This window comes from Microbacterium sp. Be9 (genome assembly GCF_011754135.1).
In the GTDB taxonomy this organism is placed as follows: domain Bacteria; phylum Actinomycetota; class Actinomycetes; order Actinomycetales; family Microbacteriaceae; genus Microbacterium; species Microbacterium maritypicum_A.
In genome coordinates, this window is record NZ_WNWT01000004.1 from 57,472 (window position 1) to 78,283 (window position 20,812).

The 20,812-nt window shown below is 69.5% G+C and carries 19 protein-coding genes; 11 read left to right on the forward strand and 8 right to left on the reverse strand.

Features of this window, described 5'->3' with window-relative positions; translation table 11 throughout:
* Positions 1-20: 20 nt before the first annotated feature.
* The 3 genes from helR to GLO27_RS04495 form a co-directional block, all read right to left on the reverse strand.
* Positions 21-2,153: an RNA polymerase recycling motor ATPase HelR gene (helR, locus tag GLO27_RS04485; protein ID WP_167253849.1), complete on the reverse strand. Its 2,133-nt coding sequence runs from the start codon at positions 2,151-2,153 to the stop codon at positions 21-23.
* Positions 2,154-2,268: 115 nt separating this feature from the next.
* On the reverse strand, positions 2,269-3,858 hold the full coding sequence (locus tag GLO27_RS04490) for an amidohydrolase (protein ID WP_021199300.1): 1,590 nt from the start codon (positions 3,856-3,858) through the stop codon (positions 2,269-2,271).
* The gene (locus GLO27_RS04495) at positions 3,855-5,090 is read right to left on the reverse strand and encodes an MFS transporter (protein ID WP_167253851.1); all 1,236 of its coding nucleotides are present in this window, start codon (positions 5,088-5,090) and stop codon (positions 3,855-3,857) included. Before GLO27_RS04495 ends, GLO27_RS04490 begins: the two co-directional genes overlap by 4 nt.
* A 186-nt stretch (positions 5,091-5,276) precedes the next feature.
* Between GLO27_RS04495 and GLO27_RS04500 the strand changes: the two genes are divergently transcribed.
* The 3 genes from GLO27_RS04500 (at position 5,277) to GLO27_RS04510 (ending at position 7,006) form a co-directional block, all read left to right on the forward strand.
* Positions 5,277-5,915, forward strand: a complete 639-nt coding sequence (locus GLO27_RS04500) for a TetR/AcrR family transcriptional regulator C-terminal domain-containing protein (protein ID WP_021199302.1) — start codon at positions 5,277-5,279, stop codon at positions 5,913-5,915.
* A gap of 44 nt (positions 5,916-5,959) precedes the next feature.
* Positions 5,960-6,334 carry a DUF2255 family protein gene (locus tag GLO27_RS04505; protein ID WP_021199303.1) on the forward strand — a complete coding sequence of 125 codons (375 nt, stop codon included), beginning with the start codon at positions 5,960-5,962 and terminating at the stop codon, positions 6,332-6,334.
* A gap of 288 nt (positions 6,335-6,622) precedes the next feature.
* Complete coding sequence (locus GLO27_RS04510) at positions 6,623-7,006, forward strand: hypothetical protein (RefSeq protein ID WP_029258379.1); 384 nt, start codon at positions 6,623-6,625, stop codon at positions 7,004-7,006.
* Positions 7,007-7,022: 16 nt separating this feature from the next.
* Here GLO27_RS04510 and GLO27_RS04515 read toward each other — a convergent pair whose 3' ends face one another.
* Genes GLO27_RS04515 through GLO27_RS04525 form a run of 3 tightly spaced genes read right to left on the reverse strand, consistent with a single transcriptional unit; the run spans position 7,023 to position 12,840 of the window.
* On the reverse strand, positions 7,023-10,487 hold the full coding sequence (locus tag GLO27_RS04515) for an error-prone DNA polymerase (protein ID WP_167253853.1): 3,465 nt from the start codon (positions 10,485-10,487) through the stop codon (positions 7,023-7,025).
* Positions 10,487-12,025 (reverse strand): DNA polymerase Y family protein, encoded by a 1,539-nt coding sequence (locus GLO27_RS04520; protein WP_167253855.1) that lies wholly within the window; start codon positions 12,023-12,025, stop codon positions 10,487-10,489. Before GLO27_RS04520 ends, GLO27_RS04515 begins: the two co-directional genes overlap by 1 nt.
* Positions 12,022-12,840: a hypothetical protein gene (locus tag GLO27_RS04525; protein ID WP_021199307.1), complete on the reverse strand. Its 819-nt coding sequence runs from the start codon at positions 12,838-12,840 to the stop codon at positions 12,022-12,024. Before GLO27_RS04525 ends, GLO27_RS04520 begins: the two co-directional genes overlap by 4 nt.
* Positions 12,841-12,966: 126 nt before the next feature.
* Between GLO27_RS04525 and GLO27_RS04530 the strand changes: the two genes are divergently transcribed.
* The 6 genes from GLO27_RS04530 (at position 12,967) to GLO27_RS04555 (ending at position 17,375) form a co-directional block, all read left to right on the forward strand.
* Entirely contained in the window at positions 12,967-13,437 is a 471-nt protein-coding gene (locus GLO27_RS04530) for an A24 family peptidase (protein WP_167253857.1), read from the forward strand.
* Positions 13,438-13,502: 65 nt separating this feature from the next.
* On the forward strand, positions 13,503-13,715 hold the full coding sequence (locus GLO27_RS04535; RefSeq protein ID WP_029258374.1) for a hypothetical protein: 213 nt from the start codon (positions 13,503-13,505) through the stop codon (positions 13,713-13,715).
* A complete protein-coding gene (locus GLO27_RS04540) occupies positions 13,708-14,322 on the forward strand; it encodes a CYTH domain-containing protein (RefSeq protein WP_021199310.1) in 615 nt (204 codons plus the stop codon). The genes GLO27_RS04535 and GLO27_RS04540 overlap by 8 nt, the downstream gene beginning before the upstream one ends.
* Positions 14,323-14,384: 62 nt before the next feature.
* Positions 14,385-15,545 carry a type III polyketide synthase gene (locus GLO27_RS04545; protein ID WP_029258372.1) on the forward strand — a complete coding sequence of 387 codons (1,161 nt, stop codon included), beginning with the start codon at positions 14,385-14,387 and terminating at the stop codon, positions 15,543-15,545.
* The gene (locus GLO27_RS04550; protein ID WP_167253859.1) at positions 15,542-16,267 is read left to right on the forward strand and encodes a methyltransferase domain-containing protein; all 726 of its coding nucleotides are present in this window, start codon (positions 15,542-15,544) and stop codon (positions 16,265-16,267) included. Before GLO27_RS04545 ends, GLO27_RS04550 begins: the two co-directional genes overlap by 4 nt.
* Positions 16,254-17,375 carry an NAD(P)/FAD-dependent oxidoreductase gene (locus tag GLO27_RS04555; RefSeq protein WP_167253861.1) on the forward strand — a complete coding sequence of 374 codons (1,122 nt, stop codon included), beginning with the start codon at positions 16,254-16,256 and terminating at the stop codon, positions 17,373-17,375. Before GLO27_RS04550 ends, GLO27_RS04555 begins: the two co-directional genes overlap by 14 nt.
* 66 nt (positions 17,376-17,441) lie before the next feature.
* Here GLO27_RS04555 and lpdA read toward each other — a convergent pair whose 3' ends face one another.
* Positions 17,442-18,839 (reverse strand): dihydrolipoyl dehydrogenase, encoded by a 1,398-nt coding sequence (gene lpdA, locus GLO27_RS04560; protein WP_029258369.1) that lies wholly within the window; start codon positions 18,837-18,839, stop codon positions 17,442-17,444.
* Between the two features lie 9 nt (positions 18,840-18,848).
* Positions 18,849-19,499 carry a copper resistance CopC family protein gene (locus GLO27_RS04565; RefSeq protein ID WP_167253863.1) on the reverse strand — a complete coding sequence of 217 codons (651 nt, stop codon included), beginning with the start codon at positions 19,497-19,499 and terminating at the stop codon, positions 18,849-18,851.
* Positions 19,500-19,599: 100 nt separating this feature from the next.
* Here GLO27_RS04565 and GLO27_RS04570 point away from each other — a divergent pair, with 100 nt between their 5' ends.
* Entirely contained in the window at positions 19,600-20,085 is a 486-nt protein-coding gene (locus tag GLO27_RS04570) for an FHA domain-containing protein (protein WP_029258367.1), read from the forward strand.
* Entirely contained in the window at positions 20,085-20,771 is a 687-nt protein-coding gene (locus tag GLO27_RS04575) for a MerR family transcriptional regulator (protein WP_021199317.1), read from the forward strand. Before GLO27_RS04570 ends, GLO27_RS04575 begins: the two co-directional genes overlap by 1 nt.
* Positions 20,772-20,812: the final 41 nt, after the last annotated feature.

The following is a 20,812-nucleotide window of genomic DNA, read 5'->3' on the forward strand; positions in this document are numbered from 1 at the left end:
CACACGAGGCCCGGGCTTCCTCACCGGAGGACCACCAGCTCCCGTGTCGACCGGGTCATCGCCACGTACCGGTCCACGGCGCCGGTGACATCGTCACCGAACTGCTCCGGGCGCACGAGGACGACCAGATCGAACTCCAGGCCCTTCGCCCCCTCGGGAGTCAGCGATCGCACGCGCGCTGTCGGGGCGAGGTCCGGGGCGCCGATGACGCACGCGATCCCGTCCGGGTGCTCATCGAGCCAGGCATCCAGCAGGCGGGGGAGCGAGGCGACGACGTCGTATCGCACGGGCGTTCCGCTCTCGCGCACCGACGTCGGCACATTGGCGTCCGGGATCGCCGCGAGGATCGCCGGTCCCGCCGCCGCCATCACCTCGGCCGGAGTCCGGTAGTTCACGCCCAGGTGGGCGATCCGGACATCACGGAGGCCGATGCGGGTGAGCCGCGCTTCCCAGCTCTCGGTGAAGCCGTGCCGCGCCTGTGCGCGGTCTCCGACGATCGTGAAGCTGCGTGAGGGGCAGCGGGCGAGGAGCATCCGCCATTCCGCATCGCTGAGCTCCTGCGCTTCATCGACGACGATGTGCCCGAACGGCCCCGCCAGCTCGTCCGGCGGGAGCGCGGGCGGGGCGTCGACGCCGAGCAGCACGTTCCTCGCATCCTGTCCGCGAAGGATGGACATCACTTTCATCTCGCTGTCATCGTCTTCGATCAGGTGGTCGACGACGTGGGAGATCTGCTCCTGCGCCGAGGCGACGACGGCTTGGCGGCGGTGCTCGTCGCGGACGGCGTCGGGATCGCCGATCCGCCGGCGCGCGGCGTCCAGGAACGGGAGATCGGCGACGGTCCACTTCTCGGGGTCCTCGCGCTGCAGAGCCGCGACCTCTCCGGGCGAGAGGCTCGCAGCGCAGCGCTGCAGGAAGTCGGGGGAGCTCCACAGCCGAGCGACCATCGAGGCCGGCGACAGCATCGGCCAGGCGCGCACGAACGTCCCGATGAGCTCCTCGTCCTGTCGCAGCCACCGTCGCACGATGTGGGGAGGCACGTCATCGTCGTGCACCTGGTCTGTCAACAACTCGAGGATCTCCTCCCACACCTCGTCACGCGCCACGTTGTGCGAGACCGCCGGGTCGGCGCCGGAGAACAGTGCCGTCCATTCCTCGCGGCTGATCCAGAGGTCGGCCCACGGCGACTCGATGCGCATCGCGTGCGAAGGAGGGCGCTCGAACCACATCGCCGCCGCATCGAGTATCGCGACGGGATCGAGGGCGGCCTTGAGCAGCGCCACCCGCGCATCCTGCTCGTCCACGGCCGCTGCTCCTTCCGGGACCAGATCGCGCAGGGTCGAGAGCCGGACGGAGTCCTCGCCGAGGCTGGGCAGAACATCTTCGACGTACGCGAGATAGTGCGGGTGAGGCCCCACGAGCAACATGCCGCCCGCGCTCTGCGTGAGTCGCGGCTCGGCGTACAGCAGGTGCGCGGCGCGGTGCAGCGCCACGACGGTCTTTCCCGTGCCGGGTCCACCGTCGACGACCAGTGCGCCGGGCGAGGACGCGCGGATGATCGCGTCCTGGTCGGCTTGGATCGTCGCCAGCACGTCCCGCATGCGCGACGTGCGTTGGGCGCCCAGGCCGGCGATGAAGGCGGATTGGTCGTCGAGCGAGGCCGAACCGTCGAATGCGGTGTCGGTCAATGCCTCATCCCAGTAGTCGCTGATCCGTCCGTCGACCCACCGGTATCGACGTCGGGACAGGAGCCCGCGCGGATCCTCCATGGTCGCCGCGAAGTACGGTTCTGCCGCGGGGGTCCGCCAATCGATCAGCAGTCGGGTGCCGTCGGCGGCGGCCAGGCCCGTGCGGCCGATGTACACGGGGTCGCCGTGTTCCGGGGTCATCCGACCGAGGCAGATGTCGATGCCGTAGCGCTCGAGCACGCGCAGCCGTCCGCTCAGGCGACGTATCTCGAGGTCGCGTTCCACGGCCGTGTCTCCGAACCGGGCGGAACGCTGACGCATCTCGGCCAGACGCGAGGTCACGGCGGCACGGTGCGCCTCGAGGGCGTCGTCGATCCTGCGGAGGTGATCGCGGTCGGCGTCGATGAGCTCTGCCGTCGACTTCGCGCGCAGATCGTCGGGGAGATGGAAGGGGTCGAAAGGCATGGATCTCCTTCAGGCCCGCGCGCAGTTCGCACGAGCGAGGGTCGATTCTGCCCCACGGTGGGGGCCTTGCGGCAAGCCCCCACCTCGGCGATATCCTGGAAATGCAGACGGAGAGCTACACCTCGTGCACCGTGCGGCCGGCGATCACGGTCCGCACCACACGGGTCGTCAGCAGGGCAGCAGGATCCCCCTCGAACGGGTCGACATCGAGAACGACGAAGTCGGCCGCATATCCGACAGCGATACGTCCGCGCCAGTCCCCGTCGCCGATCGAGGCCGCGGCATCCCGAGTGGCATGCGCGATCGCACGCTCCAGGGGGAGCGCCTGCTCGGGATGGATCGCCGGCACGCCCGGAGCCAGAGCTGAAGCACGGGTGGCCGCGACGTACATGTTCGCCATGGCCTCATGCGGCGCCGTCGGAGCATCGGTGGAGAAGGCGAGGAGCGCACCAGCCTCGTCGTACTCCGACCAGGCGAACGCGCGGTCGGCCCGTTCGTCTCCGACCTGTGCCGCCCAGTTGGAGAAGATCGCGGGATCAGCGTGCACGGGCTGCATGGACGCCGTCACTCCGAGCCGCGCCATCCGCTCCGCGGTTCCCGGCGCCGCGTACTCGAGGTGCTCGATGCGGTGCCGTCGTTGGCGGTCGCCGTTCACCGCGACGGCATGCTCGATCGCATCGAGGGCGAGGGTGCTCGCCGCATCGCCGATCGCGTGCATCGCGATCTGCAGTCCCGCGGCATCCGCCGCGGCGACGACCGGCAGCAGGCGTTCGGCGGGCCAGATCGGCGCGGCGTTCGTCCCGTCGGCGTAGGGTGCCCGCATGGCGGCCGTGCACGCGTCGATCGTCCCGTCGAGCACGAGCTTGATCCCGAGCACCCGCACCCCCGCCGTCGTCGAGGACGCATGGGCGGCGGCCTGCGCGACCTGTGCGAGGTTCGCGGCATCGTCGCCGGTATTGACGATGAACCAGTGCGCGGCGATGCGCAGTGGCAGGCTGTCGTGAGCGGCCGCACGACCGAGGGCGGCGAGCCCGAGCTCGTCGAAAGCCATGTCGACGGCTCCGGTCACGCCGGCGGCGAGGTACGCGGAGACGACCCGCTCGACCGCCGCATCGCGCTGCGCATCGGTGGTCGTGGCGTCGCGATGAGCCCAGGCGTGCAGCTGCGCGGCGGTCTCGTAGAGCATCCCGGTCGCATCGCCCGCCGCATCGCGGGCGATGCGGCCGCCGATGGGGTCGGGGGTGTCGCGGGTGATCCCGAGCTCGGCGAGCGCGGCCGTGTTCACCCAGCACGAGTGATAGTCGTTCGCGTCGAGGTAGACCGGAACGTCGGAGACGACCGCATCGATCATGGCCGCTGTCGGTTCACCGCCGGGGATCGCATCGAACAGCCATCCGCGTCCGCGGAGCACACCGGGCGCGGCCTCGCGCGCGGTGCGGAGCCGGCGCTGGATCTCCTCGAGAGAGGAGGCGTCCGTGAGTCCTACCTGTCCGAGCGCTTCGCCCATCATGAGCAGGTGGGTGTGCGCGTCGGTGAATCCGGGGAGCACGACGCGGCCGTGGAGATCGACGACCGTGTCCGCGTGCGGTGCCGACTCCTCGGTGCCGACATGCGCGAACGCGTCGTCGTCGACCACGAGCGCTGAGCTCCACCGGGATTCGTCCCCGGTGAAGATGCGGCCGTTGCGGTAGAGGGTGCGGGTCATGCGTCGATCTCCTGTGCGGTCATGCGTTCCAGACGGGTCGAGATGAGGGCGATCGCCCCGGTGGGGACGGCCAGGATGAAGCTCGCGATGCCGAGCGCCACCGCGAATCCCTGATATCCCAGGGCGCCGACGAGGGCCGCGCCGATGACCGGGGTGAGCGCCGACCCGACCAGGTAGACGGCGAGCAGCGGTCCCGACCAGCGCCCGTCGGCATCCAGTGCCGCGGACGTCGACACGAAGTACATGAACGCGATGGCGTAGATCGAGTTCCAGGCGATGAACACCACGATGAAGGCGGTGGGATCGGTGACGAACCCCTCCACGATCTTGAGTGCGCCCCCGGCGACCAGCAGGACGACCAGGGGAACCGCGCGCCCGAATCGGGCTCCGACGATCATGAGCAGCAGCGAGCCGAGGAGTCCGCCGGCTGTTGCGCCACTGAGTGCGACGCCGAGCCCTTCGGGAGTCAGGCCGGCCTGTTCCGCGCCCATGATGCCCGCCATGGCCCAGAGGGAGTCTTCGCTCGCCGCCCACAGGGCGAACACGATGAGGAGTCCGAGACCGGCGATCGTCACGGTCCGCGAGCGGGCGGGGGAGGTGCGCACGGTGCCTGTCGGAGGGATCTCGATCGGCATCGCCTCGGCGACGGCCGCCCCCGCCTGCGGGGCGAGGACCGGAGCGGCGGGAAGCCATGCCGAGGCGATCAGCCCGATCAGGCTGAACAGCGCCAGCGCACCGAAGACGTCGAGAGGGGCGAGGCCGATCAGCGGGATCACGGCGAGGACCACCGTGATGACTCCGCGGTTCGCGAGCCCGTTGAAGCCGGCGACCCTGTCGGGGTTGCGGAAAGCGGCGAGCGCCGCGCCCGATGCGGCGACCGCGCCACCTGCTCCGGCGCCGCCGAGGAGCAGCCCGGGAAGCATGGCCGCCGGCGCGAGGGCCGCGGTCGCGAAGCCCACGACGGCGAGGCCGAGCCCGGCGCGCGCGACAGTGCGGCGATGCGCCCCGGCGCACAGCGGGGCGATGGCCAAGCCGGTCACCGCGGTGAGCAGGAGGGTCGCGGTGACGAGCCAGCTGGCGGTGAGGACGTCGAGGCCGAGGCCTGTCTGCGCGGCGGTGATCATGTAGGGCGACAGATTGACGCCCAGGTACCCCGCGATCCCGATGGCGAACGTCGCCGTCGCCGTCGGGAAGCGGAGGGGGATTCGGGTGCGGAGATCGAGAGTGGTCATGGGGCTCCAGGGAGTCGGCACGGCATTGTGCGGAGAGAGGGAAGACAGCGGACGTGCGTCGGGTGGGGCACGAGGCGTAAACGAATGGTGTTCGTAAACGAATGGTGTTCATTATTATGCACAGATGAGGGTTCTCGCGGAACCCCCAGATCTCATACCCGGTCCGCCGGAGAAAGCGAGTCCCCGATGCCGAGGCCTTCCTCCCCGCTCCTGTCCCCGGAGATCATCGGCTCGGCGGGTCTCGCGCTCGCGAGAGCCGGCGAACCGTTCGGAGTGAACGCCATCGCCCGCGAGCTCGGCGTGCGCCCGTCATCGCTCTACAACCACGTCGACGGCATGGACGGCATCCTCGAGCTCATGCGCGGAGAACTCGTGGAGGGATACCGCGTCGAGTGGCACGGCGAGCCCTGGGACGAGTTCGTGCTCGCTGTGCTGCGCACGCAACGCCGGATGTACGCAGACCACCCGCAGCTCGTTCCGTTGCTCGTGGGGAAGACGATCACGCACCCGGCGGTGATCGCCGCATACGACGATCTCGCATCCGTGCTCGTCGACGGAGGCTTCCCCGACGATGAGGTGCTCTCGGTGATCGCCGTCATCGACGCCTTCGCGATCGGCTTCGGTCTCGATCTCGCCTCTCCCGACGAGGTCTGGCAGCCCGAAGGCGGCACGCGCACTCTGGGGCGTCTCATCGACGGTGCGGAGCGCGGGAGTGCGCGGTCGGATCGTACATTCGAGCTCGGGGTCGGCCTGCTCCTCGACTCGCTGCGCGCGCGCCTCGTCGGCACTCCGCCCGTGACCGGTCAGGCGTCTTCCCGGTTCTGACGTAGCATGCACTCTGCCGCATCCGTCGATACCGAGGAGGACCCATGACGACCTGGAACCCTGACGAGCTCAGCCGCATCGCCGAGCCGGAGATGTTCGATCTCTCCGCGCAGCTCGAGGACGGCACCATGCCGAAGACCGTGGGGATCTGGGCGGTCGCGGTCGACGGTCGTCTGTTCGTCCGCTCCTACACGGGACTTGCGGGCAAGTGGTACGCCCCGGCCCTGGCCAGTCTGCGCGGACGCGTCTCCGCGGGTGGCGTCACGAAGGATGTCCGCTTCGAGAGGGTCGGCGATGAGGCGATCAACGCCGCGATCGATGCCGAGTACCTCCGCAAGTACACGCCGAGCCCATACGCTCCCGAGATGGGTCAGGAGCCGGTGCGTTCGAACACGCTCGAGGTCATCCCGCTCGACTGACCGTGTCGCGATGCGTCGCGTCGACCGGGGAGATTGGCCCTCTCGATGACCCGCCCCAGACGGTGTCGTCGAGAGGGCTCACCGCCCTTCCCGGACGGTAGGGGAGGCGGCGAAGATATCGCTGCGCTCACGGCTGATTCCCCAGTCCTCAGCCTCGTAGCCCCCGCTACGAAGAGCAGAATATCGCTTAATCCGCTTGTCCGCCATTTGGGGGACAAAGAAATTTACGAATGTTGCTCGTGAGGGACTCCCTGTTGTCTTCCTGACGGCCTTCTCTAGGGTGGACTCATGGACAGACTGCTCGTGCTCACCGCTCAGGTCGCCATCGCCCACGGCCATCGCATCGAGGTGACGGAGCAGACCGATCCGCTCACCGACGAACCGGTCGTCCTCGCCATCGTCGACCTCGACACGGGCATCCGCTATCGACGCGCAGAAGACCCGAGTGGCGACTTCTCCCGCTGGATCGGGCGCGTCCTGCGCTGCACCGTGACGATGGGTGGCGCCGGCGCGCACACCTCGCTGCTCGTCGACCCCATCGGACCCGGTCCGACCGGCGCCAAGGTCGCTCTCCGTGAAGCCGACGCAGCCGCCGACGCCGCGAAGGCCGAGGCGGACCGCTGGGGTGGAGCCGACCGTCCTCCCGTGGAGGAGCCCGAGCGATTCTGGTGAGTCGGGGCGGCCGTCCTCAGCGGAAGTCCCTGGACCGATGCGTGAGACCGGTGCGAAGATCCTCGAACCCATCGGCGAGCACGTTGACCACGCCCTCCGCAGATCGCTCCAGGATGCCGCGGATGATGAGTGCCGGTGAATCGCGGGCGACCCGGCGGTAGCGGTTCCAGACCCCGGCTGAGCAGACCACGTTCACCAGGCCGCTTTCGTCCTCGAGATTCACGAAGGTGATCCCGGCGGCCGTCGCGGGTCGCTGACGGTGAGTGACCAGACCGGCGACCTCGATGCGTCGACCGACCTCGTGTCCCTGCAGGTCGATCGCCGTCAGAACCCCGCGCGCGCGCAACTCGTCGCGGAAGTGCGCCATCGGATGATCGTCGGTCGACACGCCGGTCGCCCACAGGTCGGCGGAGAGACGCTCGTAGCTGGTCTGATCGGCGAACAGGGGCGGTTGCACCGCGACCGTCGTCCCCGGGAGGAACCGGGAACGGTCGTCCGCCGCGGCGCCGGCCATCCAGATGGCCTCTCGACGCTCCAGGCCCAGACAGTCGAAGGCGCCGGCGGTGGCGAGGGCCTCCAGCTGCGCGGCGGTGGCATCCGTTCGTCGCACCAGGTCGTTCAAGTCACGGTACCGGCCGTTCGCGTCGCGTTCGGCGACGATCCTCTCCGCCATCGGCACACCGATCCCACGGATGCCGCCGAGCCCCAGTCGCACCGCGAACTCCCCGTCCCTGCGGTGCGCGGCCGACTCATCCGGTGCCGCACGGTCGAAGCGGAGGACAGGAGGTTGAGGGTCGGTGAGGCACTCGTCCCGGCCGGTGGGCCCGTTCCCCGAGGCGCCGGCGAGTGGTTCCAGGGTCTCTGTCGCACCGGAGACATGCAGATCGGGGCGGTGGACCTCGACCCCGTGCCGTCGCGCATCGGCAGTGAGGGTCGCTGCGGAGTAGAAGCCCATGGGCTGCGAGCGCAGGAGGCCGGCGAGGAACGCGGCGGGGTAGTGCAGCTTCAGCCAGGAGCTGGCGTAGACGAGAAGGGCGAATGACAGGGAGTGCGACTCGGCGAAGCCGAAGTTGGAGAACGCCTGGATCTGCGCGTAGATACGATCGGCCGCCTCATCGACGAGTCCGCGCCGCGCCATCCCCGCGTACAGCTTGTCCCTGACCTTCTCGATCTTCTCCAGGCCGCGCTTGGAGCCCATGGCCCGGCGCAGCAGGTCCGCCTCATCGGCCGTGCAGTCGCCGATCGCCGTCGCCATCTGGATGAGCTGTTCCTGGAAGATCGGGATGCCCAGCGTGCGTTTCAGGATGTCCTCCAGATCGCTGTGCGGATACGGGATCAGGAACTCCACCGGCTCTTCGCCGCGCAGGGCGCGCTCCCGGTTCTCCTCATCGATGCGGTCCTTCGCCATCTTGCGCCGCACGAAAGGATGCACAGCGCCACCCTGGATGGGTCCGGGGCGGATGAGCGCGATCTGGATGGCGAGATCGTAGAAGCTCCGCGGCTGCAGACGGGGGAGCAGCCCGATCTGCGCGCGGGATTCCACCTGGAAGACTCCGATCGAATCCGCACGGCAGAGCATGTCGTAGACCCCCGCCTCCTCCTTGGGGATGCTCTCGAGCGTCCACTGCTCGCCTGTGGTCTCCCGGATCAGGTCGAAGCAGTGCTGGAGGGCGGCGAGCATCCCGAGACCCAGCAGATCGAACTTCACCAGTCCCATGAAGGCGGAGTCGTCCTTGTCCCACTGGATGACCGTGCGGTTCTCCATGCGGGCGTGCTCCACGGGAACGACCTCGCCGACCGGGCGTGCAGTGAGCACCATGCCACCGGAATGGATGCCGAGATGCCGAGGAGCCTTCAGCAGCTCTCCCGCGTAGGCGAGCACGTTCTCGGGGATGTCGTGTCCTTCGACGGGCTCCAGACCCACGCCCCAGCCGTCGACCTGGCGGGACCATGCGTCCTGTTGGCCGGGGGAATGGCCGAGCGCTCTGGCCATATCCCGCACCGCGTTCTTCGGGCGGTACTGGATGACGTTCGCCACCTGGGCCGCCCGCTCCCTGCCGTACTCCCGATACACCCACTGGATGATCTCCTCGCGGCGGTCGGAGTCGAAGTCCACATCGATGTCGGGCTCTTCCGTGCGGGTCGTCGCGAGGAACCTCTCGAAGGGGAGACGGTAGAGGATCGGATCGACGGCGGTGATCCCCAGCAGGTAGCAGACCGCGCTCGCCGCGGCCGACCCCCGACCCTGGCAGAGGATGCCGAGCCGTCGTGCCTCCGTGACGATCCCGTGCACGATCAGGAAGTACCCGGGGAAGTCCTTCTCCTCGATCACGTCGAGCTCGCGCGCGATCCGGTGCCGGCCGTCGTCGTCCAGTCGCGGGTACTTCGTAGGCACCGCCTCCCAGACCAGATGGCGCAGCCAGCTCATGGGCGTGTGCCCCTCCGGCACCTTCTGCTGCGGCAGCGCCGGTCGTGCGAGGCGCAGGGGGAAGGCGGATGCCGCGGCCAGTTCGAGCCCGTACGAGATCGCTCCGGGGTGGCGCCGGAAGCGCGCCGACATCTCGGCCCCGCTGCGCAGGTGTGCACCGCCGTGGGAGGGCAGCCACCCGTCGAGCTCGTCCATGCTGCGCACCGCGCGCACCGCGGCCACGGCCTCGGCGAGGGGCGCCTGCGCCGGCGTGGCGTAGTGCACGTTGTTGGTCGCGACCACCGGCAGGCGCATCCGACGGGCCAGCTCGGCGAGGGTGTCGTTGCGACGGGTGTCGAGGGGGTCTCCGTGGTCGAAGAGCTCGACGGCGACGTGCTCGCTCCCGAACAGGTCGACGAGCGACCGCAGCGGATGGGCGGCGTCTCCGGCCTCGAGACCGCGGCGCACGGCGCCTTTGCGGCATCCGGTCAAGATCGTCCAGTGCCCGCCCGCACGTGCGGCGAGATCGTCGAGGTCGTAGACCGGGCGCCCCTTCTCACCGCCGCGCAGCTGCGCCGCGGTGATCGCCCCCGAGAGCCGGTGATAGCCCTCCGTGCCCCGGGCGAGGACCAGCAGATGCTCGCCGGCGGGATCGGCGTGACCCCGTTGTGGTGCGGGCAGGTCCAAGGAGAGCTCCGCTCCGAACACCGTCTGCAGCGGGCTCTCCATGAGGCCGGCCACCTCGGCGAAGCGCGCGGCGCCGTAGAAGCCGTCGTGGTCGGTGAGGGCCAGAGCGGTCAGCCCGAGGCGGTCGGCCTCGGCGAGGAGTTCTTCCGGGGAGGAGGCGCCGTCGAGGAACGAGTACGACGAATGGGCGTGCAGCTCGGCATAGGGGATCGGGTCTTCGGGTCGGGGCGCGGCGACGGGGGGCGTGCGCGTGCGGCGACGGCTCACCGGTCCGGGGTCCGTCCGCTGCCCTCGAGGCTCGGAGCCGGGAGGAGGCGAGGGTGACTCCTCGCCGCTGAGGGTGCGCTCCAGCTCGTTCCAGGACAAGGGGGGATTGTGCCACCCCATCAGCGATACCTCCCCTCGGCCCACCAGCGCCCGCCGGCGTGGAAGACCAGCCACGCGCGGTCGTGGTCGTCGACGATCTGGAGCCGGTGCCCTCGCTTCCCTCCGCCCGAGGTCCAGCGTCGTTCGTGCACCGGCCAGGGGCCGGCCCATGCCTGCACGGTCGCTCCCTCGATGCGGGCGGGGTCGTTCGAGAGCGCCCCGCGTTCGTCGACGCCGATGGTGCTCTCATCCGCGGCGAGCACCGCGATGGGGCGCGGGGGGAGGAAGACCTCGGCGGGCAGCGGATCGGGAAGGCTTCCCGGCCAGGGGGAGCCGGGGTCGCGCGGAGGGACCGTGCGCTCTCCCCAGGGCGTGAGCACCTGCCGGTCGGCGAGCCAGCGCCCACCCGCGACGGCGGCGGTGACCACGCCCTGATGGCCCAGCATGGTCTGCACGCGCGAGACCGCGTGGTGCAGGCGCTCATCGGTGCCGGAGCCGAAGAGACCGGGCTGGTGATGCGCGGCGTCATCGACGGCGGCGGGGATGATGCGCACCGCCATGATGCCGCCGAAAGCCCGCGCCTCGTCGACCGGTTCCTTGGCGGACTGCGCGGCCAGAGCCTCCAGCTGCCACCGCACCCGGTCGACCAGGTCGGAGGCGTCGAAGCAGGTCGGATGCAGCCAGGAGCGGGAGTAGACGGCCCCGTTGTCGTCGGTCAGCTCGATTCGCACCTCGGTGCAGACGAGTGAGACGCCGCCGAGAGCGAGCATCACCGCATCAGCCGTCTGGCGCACCGCGAAGGCCACCTGATCCGTTCCGCCCAGCGGGGAGTCGAACTCGATCCGCCGCGCCAGCTCCGGATCGGGTGGGCGCGGTGTCAGCGGCCGGGAGTCGGCACCGGCCGCGAGCGCGTGCAGGCGCGCGCCGTGCTCGCCGAAGCGATCGCGCACGTCGAGAGGGGCGAGGGCGGTGAACTCGCCGAGGGTGCGCACTCCGAGGCGGACGAGCAGACCGGTGATCTGTTCGTCGCGCAGCACCTGCACGGGGTAGGGCGCCAAGAACTCCCGGGAGCCCCCCGGTGGCACCACCGTGCACGCGGCGGAACCGCGCGCGGCGATCTCCGCCGTGAAGGGACCATCGGCGACCCCCGCACGTGCCTCGGGGAAGCCGGCCTCCGTCAGGACGGCGGTGAGTGCCTCTGCGGCCTCCGCCTCTCCTCCGTGGTAACGGGAGATGCCCCGGGCACGGAGGATCGCGAGCCCCGGTCGCAGCAGCGTGACCCCAGGGGCGTGTCTCTCGATCAGATGCAGCACCGGCAGGAAGGCGCGCTCGTCCCTCTCGGGGTCATGGGGGAGCACTCGCAGTGACGAGAGATGCCCCTGCGCGACCCGGCGACGCTGGCCGGTGCGCACGCCGTGTTCCCGGGCGGAGGCGGTGCACGCGACGATCGTGTTCGCCTGCACCAGGGCTGCGGGCGGATGCGGGGGCGCGCTGCTGAGGACGGCACGCATCGGCCAATCGGGGAACCACAGCACGAGGACGCGAAGCGGGCTGTTCATCCGGCCTCCGCCCAGTGCAGGAGCTCCAGCGATACGGGCTCGACGGGCACGGGAGACTCGTGGGAAGGGGCGGACAGCGCGGTGAGGTCGACGGCAGCGGGCGCGATGGCGATGGGCTCGACGGCGGTGGGCTCGACGGCGCCGTGTCCGCCCGGCAGCTGCACGCGCACGCTCGACGGGCGAGGGCTGTGCCGTGTCCGAGCCGTCACCGTGACCGTGCAGTCGGAGAGCAGTCCCCAGCCGGCACCGAGGCCGTGCCAGTGCGGGTCGTGCAGGCGAATCGTCCCCTCGGTCTGCGGCCAGCGTTCGACGCCGGGAGATTCGGTGACCAGGAGTGTGCATCCGCGATCGCGCAGGCGCGCGCTCAGCCGGGAGACGTCGGCGTCTCGAGCCCGTGAGCCGGGAGTCACGACGATCAGGGGAACGACTTCGGCCAGGGCGGAGGTCGCCGCCAGCCAACGATCGCCGGGTGCGGGCACCAGGATCAGCCGGGTGAGGTCGATGCCGAATGCGGCGGCCGCTTCGACGCCGAGGGTCGGCATGCCGACAACGGCGCACCAGAGTCCCTTCTGCGACGCCGCGCTGAGGAGCGCGAGCACGAGGCTCGGTGACGGGGAGACGGTGTAGGAGGTGCCGGTCTGCAACCCTTCCTCCGGAAGGAGGGCGGCGAGGGCGGGGTCGAGGGGGAGCAGCGCGTGCTCGCTGCGTCGCCGCTGCATCCGGCTGATCTCGCGGCGCAGTCGCAGCACTTCTCCCGCGCGGGAATCGCCCGCCGGGGAGAGCGGGGCGATGGCATCGAGCCCGATCACCTGCATCCTTTCTCGAAGATATATTCTAATATACCAAGGGGTCCGACTGACAATAGTTCGTACATCGGACATTGGCCAGGGGTTGTCCACAGGGGGTCGGGGCAGCGGTCGGCGATCTCCTACTCTGCGGGGATGGATATCCGACTCGCCCTCGTCGTCCTCATGCACGGTCTCCTGCTGGGCGTCGGGACCTGGCTCATCGTGATCGACGTCCGCACACACCGGCTCCCGAACCGCATCGTGCTGCCGACGCTCGCCTCCCTGATCGGACTCGGCGCGATCGATGCCCTGTGCACGGGGGAGAGCGGGCCGTTCCTCCGTGCCCTCCTCGGCATGCTGCTGCTCGGCGGCTTCTACGCGGTGCTGCGGGTCATCAGCCGTGCGGGGATGGGTGGGGGAGACGTGAAGCTCGCCGCCGTCATCGGCCTGGTGCTGGGGTGGCACGGCTGGCAGGCACTGGCGGTCGGCGCGGCAGCGGCCTTCGTGCTGGGGGCGCTCTACGCGCTCGTGCTCATCCTGCTGCGAAGAGCGGACGGTTCCACCCGCATCGCTTTCGGGCCGTGGATGATCGCCGGCGCCCTTCTCGGCGTCGTCCTCGGATGATGCCGCCCTCGGAGGAATCCGCATGCCTCGCCCGGATACCGCACCGACGGCGCTACCCTGAGCACATGGCACTCGCACGGCTTCACGGCGGCCCGCTCGACGGGCAGATCATCCCTCTCGGCGACGCGGACGACAAGCTGATCGTCCCCTACAGCGAGACGCAGGTGGTGTACAACCGCCGAGGCGGACCGCAGAACACCGGCCCGAACGATGGGCCCACCGAGATCGACTACTGGTTCGAAGAGTCTCTCGAGGACCTCACGCTCGACGATGACTGAACCGTCCCGTACGGTCGAGGTCGAGCGCAAGTACGACGTCGATCTCGAGACGCCGCTGCCGCACTGGGACGCGATCCCCGGAGTCGACACCGTCACCTCCGGCGAGGAGCGCATCCTGGATGCCCGGTACTTCGATACCGCTGACGGTGCTCTCTCGCAGAGCGGCGTGGCACTGCGTCGTCGTACCGGCGGGCCCGATGAGGGCTGGCATGTGAAGGGTCCGCGGCAGGGTGACGGGCGACTCGAGATCGGCTGGCCGCTGGGCGAGGGCGATGAGCTCCCTCCCGCCGTCGCAGAGACCGTCTCGGAGTGGACGAGCGCACCCCTCACCCCGCTCGCACGCATCGAGAACGACCGCACCGCCTATCTGCTCACGGGCCCCGGCGGGATCGTCGCCGAGTTCGTCGACGATCGGGTGCGCGCCACCGACCTGCGTCAGAACGTGCAGCGCGAATGGCGGGAATGGGAGATGGAGCTCGGGCCCGCGGCGCCGTCCGATGACGCGGGGCGTGCCCTGTTCTTCGACGCCGTGGAGCAGGCCGTCCGCGCAGCCGGAGGCCGCGAATCGGCATCCGGCTCCAAGCTCGCGCGGGCGCTCGGCTTCTAGGGCAGGGCGCGGTCGCGCGCAACCCCTTCCCCCGGGACGGTGCGCAGTGCTTGAGTGACACCATGAGCCGACCGCCTGTGCTTCGATCGCTGCAGACGATCGTCCCCGACACCGTTCTCGTCCAGGAGCAGGTGCGTGATGTCTTCGCGCAGCAGCCCGACCTCGGGAGGCTGGCGCAGCGCATCGTCACGACATCCTTCAACGTCTCAGGGATCGACGCCAGGCACACGGTGATCGATGAGCTGTCGCTCGCATCCGACACGACCGATCCCGTCTTCTTCGACCGGCGAACCGGGAGGCTGCTCGCCCCCGGCACCAAAGTACGCAACGACCTCTACACGCGTGAGGCCACGCGGCTGTTCGTCGAGGCTGCGAGGCGAGCGATCGGGTCCGACCCCGATCTCGGGCCCGCCGATGTGACGCATGTCATCACGGTCTCCTGCACCGGATTCCATGCCCCCGGCCCGGAGTACGAGATCGTCCGCGCCCTCGGGCTGTCCGATGCGGTGCAGCGTTTCCACCTCGGCTTCATGGGCTGCTATGCGTCCATGCCGGCGCTCCGCGCAGCGAGTCAGTTCTGCGCGGCGGACGAGAACGCGGTCGTCCTGGTCGTGAGCGTGGAGCTGTGCACGCTGCATCTGCGCTCCTCGGAGGACCCCGACACGATCGTCGCCTCGTCCCTGTTCGCCGATGGTGCGGCTGCCGGAATCGTCACGGCCCGCGACCTTCCCTCTCCTTCGACCGGGCTGCGCCTCGACCGCTTCCACACCGCGATAGCGCCGGAGGGCGAGAAGGACATGGCCTGGACGATCGGCGACACCGGATTCGAGATGATCCTCTCCACCGCGGTTCCGCAGATCATCGGCGAGACGATCATCGGCGCCCTCCGACCGCTCTATGCCGCGGAAGAGAGTCTCGGCGAGGCCTTCGAGGCCGGCAGCGTGGGGGAGGTGGTCGAGCACTGGGCGATCCACCCCGGTGGGCGCAGCATCCTCGACAAGGTGCAGGAGCGGTTGCACCTCAGCGACGCGCAGCTGCACCCGGCCAGGGAGGTGCTGCGGCAGAACGGAAACATGTCCAGCGCGACCGTGCTGTTCGTCCTCAAACACATCCTGGAGGAGGAGGGGGCGAGGGCAGGGGACCGGGTCTCTGCGATGGCGTTCGGCCCGGGGCTCACCGCCGAGAGCGCGCTGATGACCGTCGTCGCCTCGACCGAGTCATGAGGCGGTCCCTCGCCACGCGGGACGTCGGCGCCCGCGAGCTGATGGACGATCCGCACGCCGATGCGCGCAAGCTGGCCCGGACCTACGGGCGGTTCGGGTTCGTGAACGCTCTGGTCTCCCGCCCTGGAGCCTTCTACCGTCGTGACATCCGGCCTCGGGCGCTGCGCTCCCGGTCGTTGCGGATCCTGGACGTGGGGGCGGGCGGGGGCGACCTCTGCCGTCTGCTCGCCCGGCGATTGCGTCATGAGGGGTTCGACGCCGAGATCACCGCTCTCGACGTCGACGAGCGGGCGATCCGCTGGGCATCGGCGCACGATCGCGGCGCCGGCATCCGGTATCGCCGCGCCCTCACGACCGAGCTGGTGGCGGCGGGCGAGACCTACGACGTGGTGCTGTCGAACCACGTGCTGCACCATCTCGACGACGCCGAACTCCGGACCATGCTCAGTGACTCCGTGCAGCTCGCGGCTCCAGACGGCTTGGTATCCCATCACGACATCGCCCGCAGCCGCACGGCTCATGCGCTGTTCGCCGCGGCGACGTGGCCGGTCTCCGGAACTCTGCTCGCGGACTCGTTCATCCGCGAGGACGGCCTCATCAGCATCCGCCGTTCGTACACGGTCTCCGAGCTCGCAGCGATCGCCCCGACCGGCTGGACCGTCAGCGGGGGTGTGCCCGCTCGTCTGGAACTGCGGTGGGAGGGAGACCGTGCCCGACCATGACGTCCTGATCGTGGGAGCGGGGCCCGTCGGGCTGCTGCTGGCGTGTCTGCTGGTGCAGGAGGGGAGGCATGTCGCTGTGTGCGAGCGCCGTACGGATGCGGATGAGCGGACCAGGGCGATCGGGATCCACCGTCCGGGGCTGGAGGCTCTGGATACCGCGGGCATCGGTGACGCGGTGCGGGCGGAGGCGCTGCGCCTCGACGGCGGCGAGGTGCGCAGTCGCCGCCGGACCCTGGCGACTCTGACGTTCGGGCAGGATCACCCGATCCTCATCCTCCCGCAGCCGCGGACCGGCGCACTGTTGCGCGCACGCCTGCAGTCGCTCTCCCCCGAGTCGCTGCTTCTCGGACACGACGTGCGGGGCGTACGGCAGACCGCGGATGCCGTGCAGATCGCATGCGCTTCCCTCGACGGACCGCACGAGCTGTCGGCTTCCGTGGTGGTCGTCGCGGACGGCGTGCGCAGCCGACTCCGTGACCGGATCGACGCCGGGTGGCGCCGCCGCCTCGGACGGGCCTCCTATGCGATGATCGACCTCGCCGATGCGACACCCGACGCGCGCGCCGTGCTGCACTGCGAACCGGAGGGACTCGTCGAGTCGTTCCCACTTCCCGGTGGACAGCGCCGGTGGGTGGTGCGGGAAGCGGAGGGTGGAGGTCTGCGCAGCATCGAGGAATTCTGCGCGACCATCGAGACGCGCACGGGAATCGCCGTCGCCCCCGCGGCGGACGCGATGCCGACGTCATTCGTCGCCGCGCAGCACGCGGCGAAGCGACTGCAGCGCGGGCGGCTGGTGCTCCTCGGCGATGCCGCGCACGAGATCAGTCCGATCGGCGGGCAGGGGATGAACCTCGGGTGGATGGATGCCGTTCGTCTCGCCACCGCCCTCGTCAGGACGCTGCCGAGTCGGACGCCCGACCTGTCGGGGTACGAGCGGCACGCGCGCAGATCGGCCTCCCGGGCGCAGCGCCGCTCGGCGTTCTACATGTCGATGGGCGCTCCCGCTCCCCGGACGGTCGTGCGTGGACGGGAGATGCTGATGCAGGGGCTCGGATCGGCACCGCTGCGCGGATGGACGACCGGCCTCCTCACCATGCGCGGCCTCTGACGGCCTCGGAGACGCACGAAGGCCCGATCCGCTGTCCGCGGACCGGGCCTTCGTGAGGAGTCTCGATCAGAAGTTGATCATGTGACCGGCGAGGCCGTGGAAGCCCTCCTGCAGCGCCTCCGACAGCGTCGGGTGGGTGTGCACGTTGCGGGCCAGCTCGAGAGCCGTCAGGTCCCACTTCTGGGCCAGCGTCAGCTCGGGGAGGAGCTCGGAGACATCGGGGCCGATCATGTGGGCGCCGATGAGCTCGAGGTGCTCGGCATCGGCGATCAGCTTGACGAAGCCGACCGGCTCGCCCAGGCCGTGTGCCTTGCCGTTCGCCATGAACGGGAAGGTCGCGACCTTGATTTCGCGCCCCTCGTCCTTGGCCTGCTGCTCCGTGAGACCGAACGACGCGACCTGCGGGGAGCAGAACGTCGCGCGCGGCATCATGCGGTAGTCGCCGAGCGTCTGGGTCTCGGCTCCGCCGATGGTCTCGGCGGCGACGACGCCCTGCGCCTCCGCCACGTGGGCGAGCTGCAGCTTGGCCGTCACATCGCCGATCGCGTAGATGCCGTCGACGTTGGTGCGCATGTGGTCATCGATGTCGATCGCGCCGCGCTCGGTCAGCTTCACGCCGGTGTTCTCGAGCCCGAAGCCCTCGACGTTCGGGGCGAAGCCGACCGACATGAGGACCTTGCCGGCCTCGATCGAGCTCTGCTGGCCGTCCTTGCCGGTGTATGTGACGGTGACCGAGGAGCCGTTGTCGACGACCGACTCGACCTTGGTCGAGGTGAGGATGTCGACGCCGTAGTTCTTGTACTGCTTCGTGATCTCCTTCGACACGTCGGCGTCCTCGTTGGGGAGCGCACGGTCGAGGAACTCGATGATCGTGACCTTGACGCCGTAGTTCGTCAGGACGTACGCGAACTCCATGCCGATGGCGCCGGCGCCGACGATGACGATCGACTCGGGCAGCTCACGGGTCATGATCTGCTCTTCGTAGGTCACCACGTTCTCGCTGAGCGTGACGCCCGGGAGCAGGCGGACCTTGGAGCCGGTGGCGATGATGACGTTGTCGAAGGTGACCTCTTCGGTCGTGCCGTCGGCCTTGGCGACCGAGATCGCCTTGGGGCCGGTGAAGGTGCCGCGACCGTTGTACTCGGTCACCTTGTTCTTCTTCATGAGGAAGTGGATGCCCTTGACGCGGCCTTCGGCCACCTCGCGGCTGCGATCGAAGGCCTTGCCGAAGTCGATCGTGAACTCACCGGAGATTCCGAAGAAATCAGCCTTGTGATTCAGGGTGTGGGCGAGTTCCGCGTTCTTCAGGAGCGCCTTGGAGGGGATGCAGCCGACGTTGAGGCAGACACCGCCCCAGTACTTCTCCTCGATGATCGCGGTGGAGAGACCGAGCTGCGCGCTGCGAACCGCAGCGACGTATCCGCCAGGACCTGCACCAAGGATGACGACGTCGTAGTGTGGCATGCCTTAAGCCTATCGCTCGGACGAGGGGTCGGAATCGGTCCGGGGGCCTCCGCCGCGGCGGCTCATGACGATCCAGACGACCACGCCGGCGACGACGAGCACGGCGACGATCACGACCACCCAGATCCAGGCGGACCCGTCGGCAGAATCGCCGGATTCCGTCACGGTCGTGGCCGTGGGGGCGGGAGTTGCCGTCTGCTCGGCCGTCGGCGGCGTCGTGGTCGGCGCGGCGCTGGGTTCGGTCGTCGCGGCGCTTTCGTCGCCGACGGTGACGGTGAAGGAGTACTCGCCCGACGTGGGGTGCCCGTCGCTGGAGACGACCTTCCAGATCACGTGGTAGGCGCCGGCCGGCCCCGAGCCCGTCAAGGGCTGCGTGACGATCGCGCCGTCGACGGTCGCCGGACCATCGGTGATGGAGGCGCCGGACGGATCGGTCACGACGACCTCGGTGGCGCCTTCGCCGCCGATCAGCTTCGCGTTGAAGGTGAGCGTCAACGCGGCGGGAACGACCTCGACCGACTCGTCTGCCGCCGGCGACGACGACACGAGTGCGTCGTGCGCAGAGGCGGAGAGAGGGGAGAGGAGCACGAGAAAGGCGGCGAGCAGGGTCGCGGCGAGGGCGATCGGGGCGGCCGAGCGGCTCAGAGCTTTGGTCTTCACGAGTACAGCCTATGAATCCTCGGTATGGGGCGGCTGAGTGTGGAAGCGGCCTCCCGCGACCGGCTCGGCATCCGTTAGTCTGGACAACCAGGAGGGCACAGTGACTGACAGCGACAGCCGACCGGCCGGAGAAGCCGCGATCCACCGTTCCGGTGAGCAGAGACACGACGTTACGCAGACGTTCGGGCACGATTCCGATCTGTCGTTCGTGCCGTTCGGAGTGGAACTCACCGACGTCGAGCAGTCGGCGATCGCCGCGCTGCCTGCGGGATCGGCGCTTCTGCTGGTCCGCTCCGGCGCTCTCGCCGGAGCCCGGTACCTCCTCGACACCGACGTGACGACCGTCGGCCGTCACCCCGAGGCCGACATCTTCTTCGACGACGTGACGGTCTCGCGCCGGCATGCGGAGATCACGCGCACGGGGTCCACGTTCGAGATCATCGACCAGCGTTCGCTCAACGGGACCTACGTCAATGGCGAGCGTGTCGATCGCAGCACCCTGGTGGACGGTTCCGAACTCCGCGTCGGCAAGTTCCGTCTGAACTTCTTCGCCTCTCCGCACGACCGCCCGGCGGCGAACGCCTGATGGCGGCCTCTCCTGCCCGCGAACGCTCTGCGTCCGCGGGTCTGTTGAGTATCGGTCAGGTGCTCGCAAGGCTCACCCCGGAGTTCCCCGACCTGACCTCCAGCAAGCTGCGCTTCCTCGAGGTGCAGGGCATCGTCACCCCCTCTCGCACCGACTCCGGCTATCGCAAGTTCTCGGCGTCCGACATCGAGCGCCTCCGGCTCGGACTCACGCTGCAGCGTGATCACTACCTTCCTCTGAGCGTCATCCGCGAACAGCTCGACGACGTCGACGCCGGGGGAGACGCGACTGCTCTCGTGCCCCCGCCGTCGATCACCCCGGCGCCCCGCCGGTACCGCCGCGACGAGCTCCTCGCCGCGGCCGGAGCAGGCCCGCAGCTCCTCAACGACGCCATCAGCACCGGCGTCATCACCGCTCAGGAGAGCTACCCCGAGGCGACGGTGACGCTGCTTCGCGGTCTCGTCGGCCTGGACCGCCACGGCATCGAGCCGCGGCACCTTCGTTCGCTGCGTCAGGGCGCCGAGCGCGAGGTCGCCCTCATCGAATCCGCCATGTCCGCGCTGCTCCGCCGGACCGATGCGGCCTCCCGAGCGAAAGCCAGCGAGCTCGCTCCCGAGCTCGCCACGCGCATCGACGAAGTGCGCTCGCTCTTCGTCAAGGATGCGCTCTCGCGCGTGCTTTCGTAACGAACTGATTGCGACACACCTTCGCCGCGGCACGGATGTGA

Excerpts from the sequence above, each read along its gene's own strand:
- helR (WP_167253849.1), bottom strand. The coding sequence starts at position 2,153 with ATGCCTTTCGACCCCTTCCATCTCCCCGACGATCTGCGCGCGAAGTCG.
- lpdA (WP_029258369.1), bottom strand. The coding sequence starts at position 18,839 with ATGCCACACTACGACGTCGTCATCCTTGGTGCAGGTCCTGGCGGATAC.
- GLO27_RS04530 (WP_167253857.1), top strand. The coding sequence starts at position 12,967 with ATGGATATCCGACTCGCCCTCGTCGTCCTCATGCACGGTCTCCTGCTG.
- GLO27_RS04545 (WP_029258372.1), top strand. The coding sequence starts at position 14,385 with ATGAGCCGACCGCCTGTGCTTCGATCGCTGCAGACGATCGTCCCCGAC.
- GLO27_RS04490 (WP_021199300.1), bottom strand. The coding sequence starts at position 3,858 with ATGACCCGCACCCTCTACCGCAACGGCCGCATCTTCACCGGGGACGAA.
- GLO27_RS04575 (WP_021199317.1), top strand. The coding sequence starts at position 20,085 with ATGGCGGCCTCTCCTGCCCGCGAACGCTCTGCGTCCGCGGGTCTGTTG.
- GLO27_RS04525 (WP_021199307.1), bottom strand. The coding sequence starts at position 12,840 with ATGCAGGTGATCGGGCTCGATGCCATCGCCCCGCTCTCCCCGGCGGGC.
- GLO27_RS04510 (WP_029258379.1), top strand. The coding sequence starts at position 6,623 with ATGGACAGACTGCTCGTGCTCACCGCTCAGGTCGCCATCGCCCACGGC.
- GLO27_RS04505 (WP_021199303.1), top strand. The coding sequence starts at position 5,960 with ATGACGACCTGGAACCCTGACGAGCTCAGCCGCATCGCCGAGCCGGAG.
- GLO27_RS04515 (WP_167253853.1), bottom strand. The coding sequence starts at position 10,487 with ATGGGGTGGCACAATCCCCCCTTGTCCTGGAACGAGCTGGAGCGCACC.
- GLO27_RS04500 (WP_021199302.1), top strand. The coding sequence starts at position 5,277 with ATGCCGAGGCCTTCCTCCCCGCTCCTGTCCCCGGAGATCATCGGCTCG.
- GLO27_RS04550 (WP_167253859.1), top strand. The coding sequence starts at position 15,542 with ATGAGGCGGTCCCTCGCCACGCGGGACGTCGGCGCCCGCGAGCTGATG.
- GLO27_RS04535 (WP_029258374.1), top strand. The coding sequence starts at position 13,503 with ATGGCACTCGCACGGCTTCACGGCGGCCCGCTCGACGGGCAGATCATC.
- GLO27_RS04495 (WP_167253851.1), bottom strand. The coding sequence starts at position 5,090 with ATGACCACTCTCGATCTCCGCACCCGAATCCCCCTCCGCTTCCCGACG.
- GLO27_RS04540 (WP_021199310.1), top strand. The coding sequence starts at position 13,708 with ATGACTGAACCGTCCCGTACGGTCGAGGTCGAGCGCAAGTACGACGTC.
- GLO27_RS04520 (WP_167253855.1), bottom strand. The coding sequence starts at position 12,025 with ATGAACAGCCCGCTTCGCGTCCTCGTGCTGTGGTTCCCCGATTGGCCG.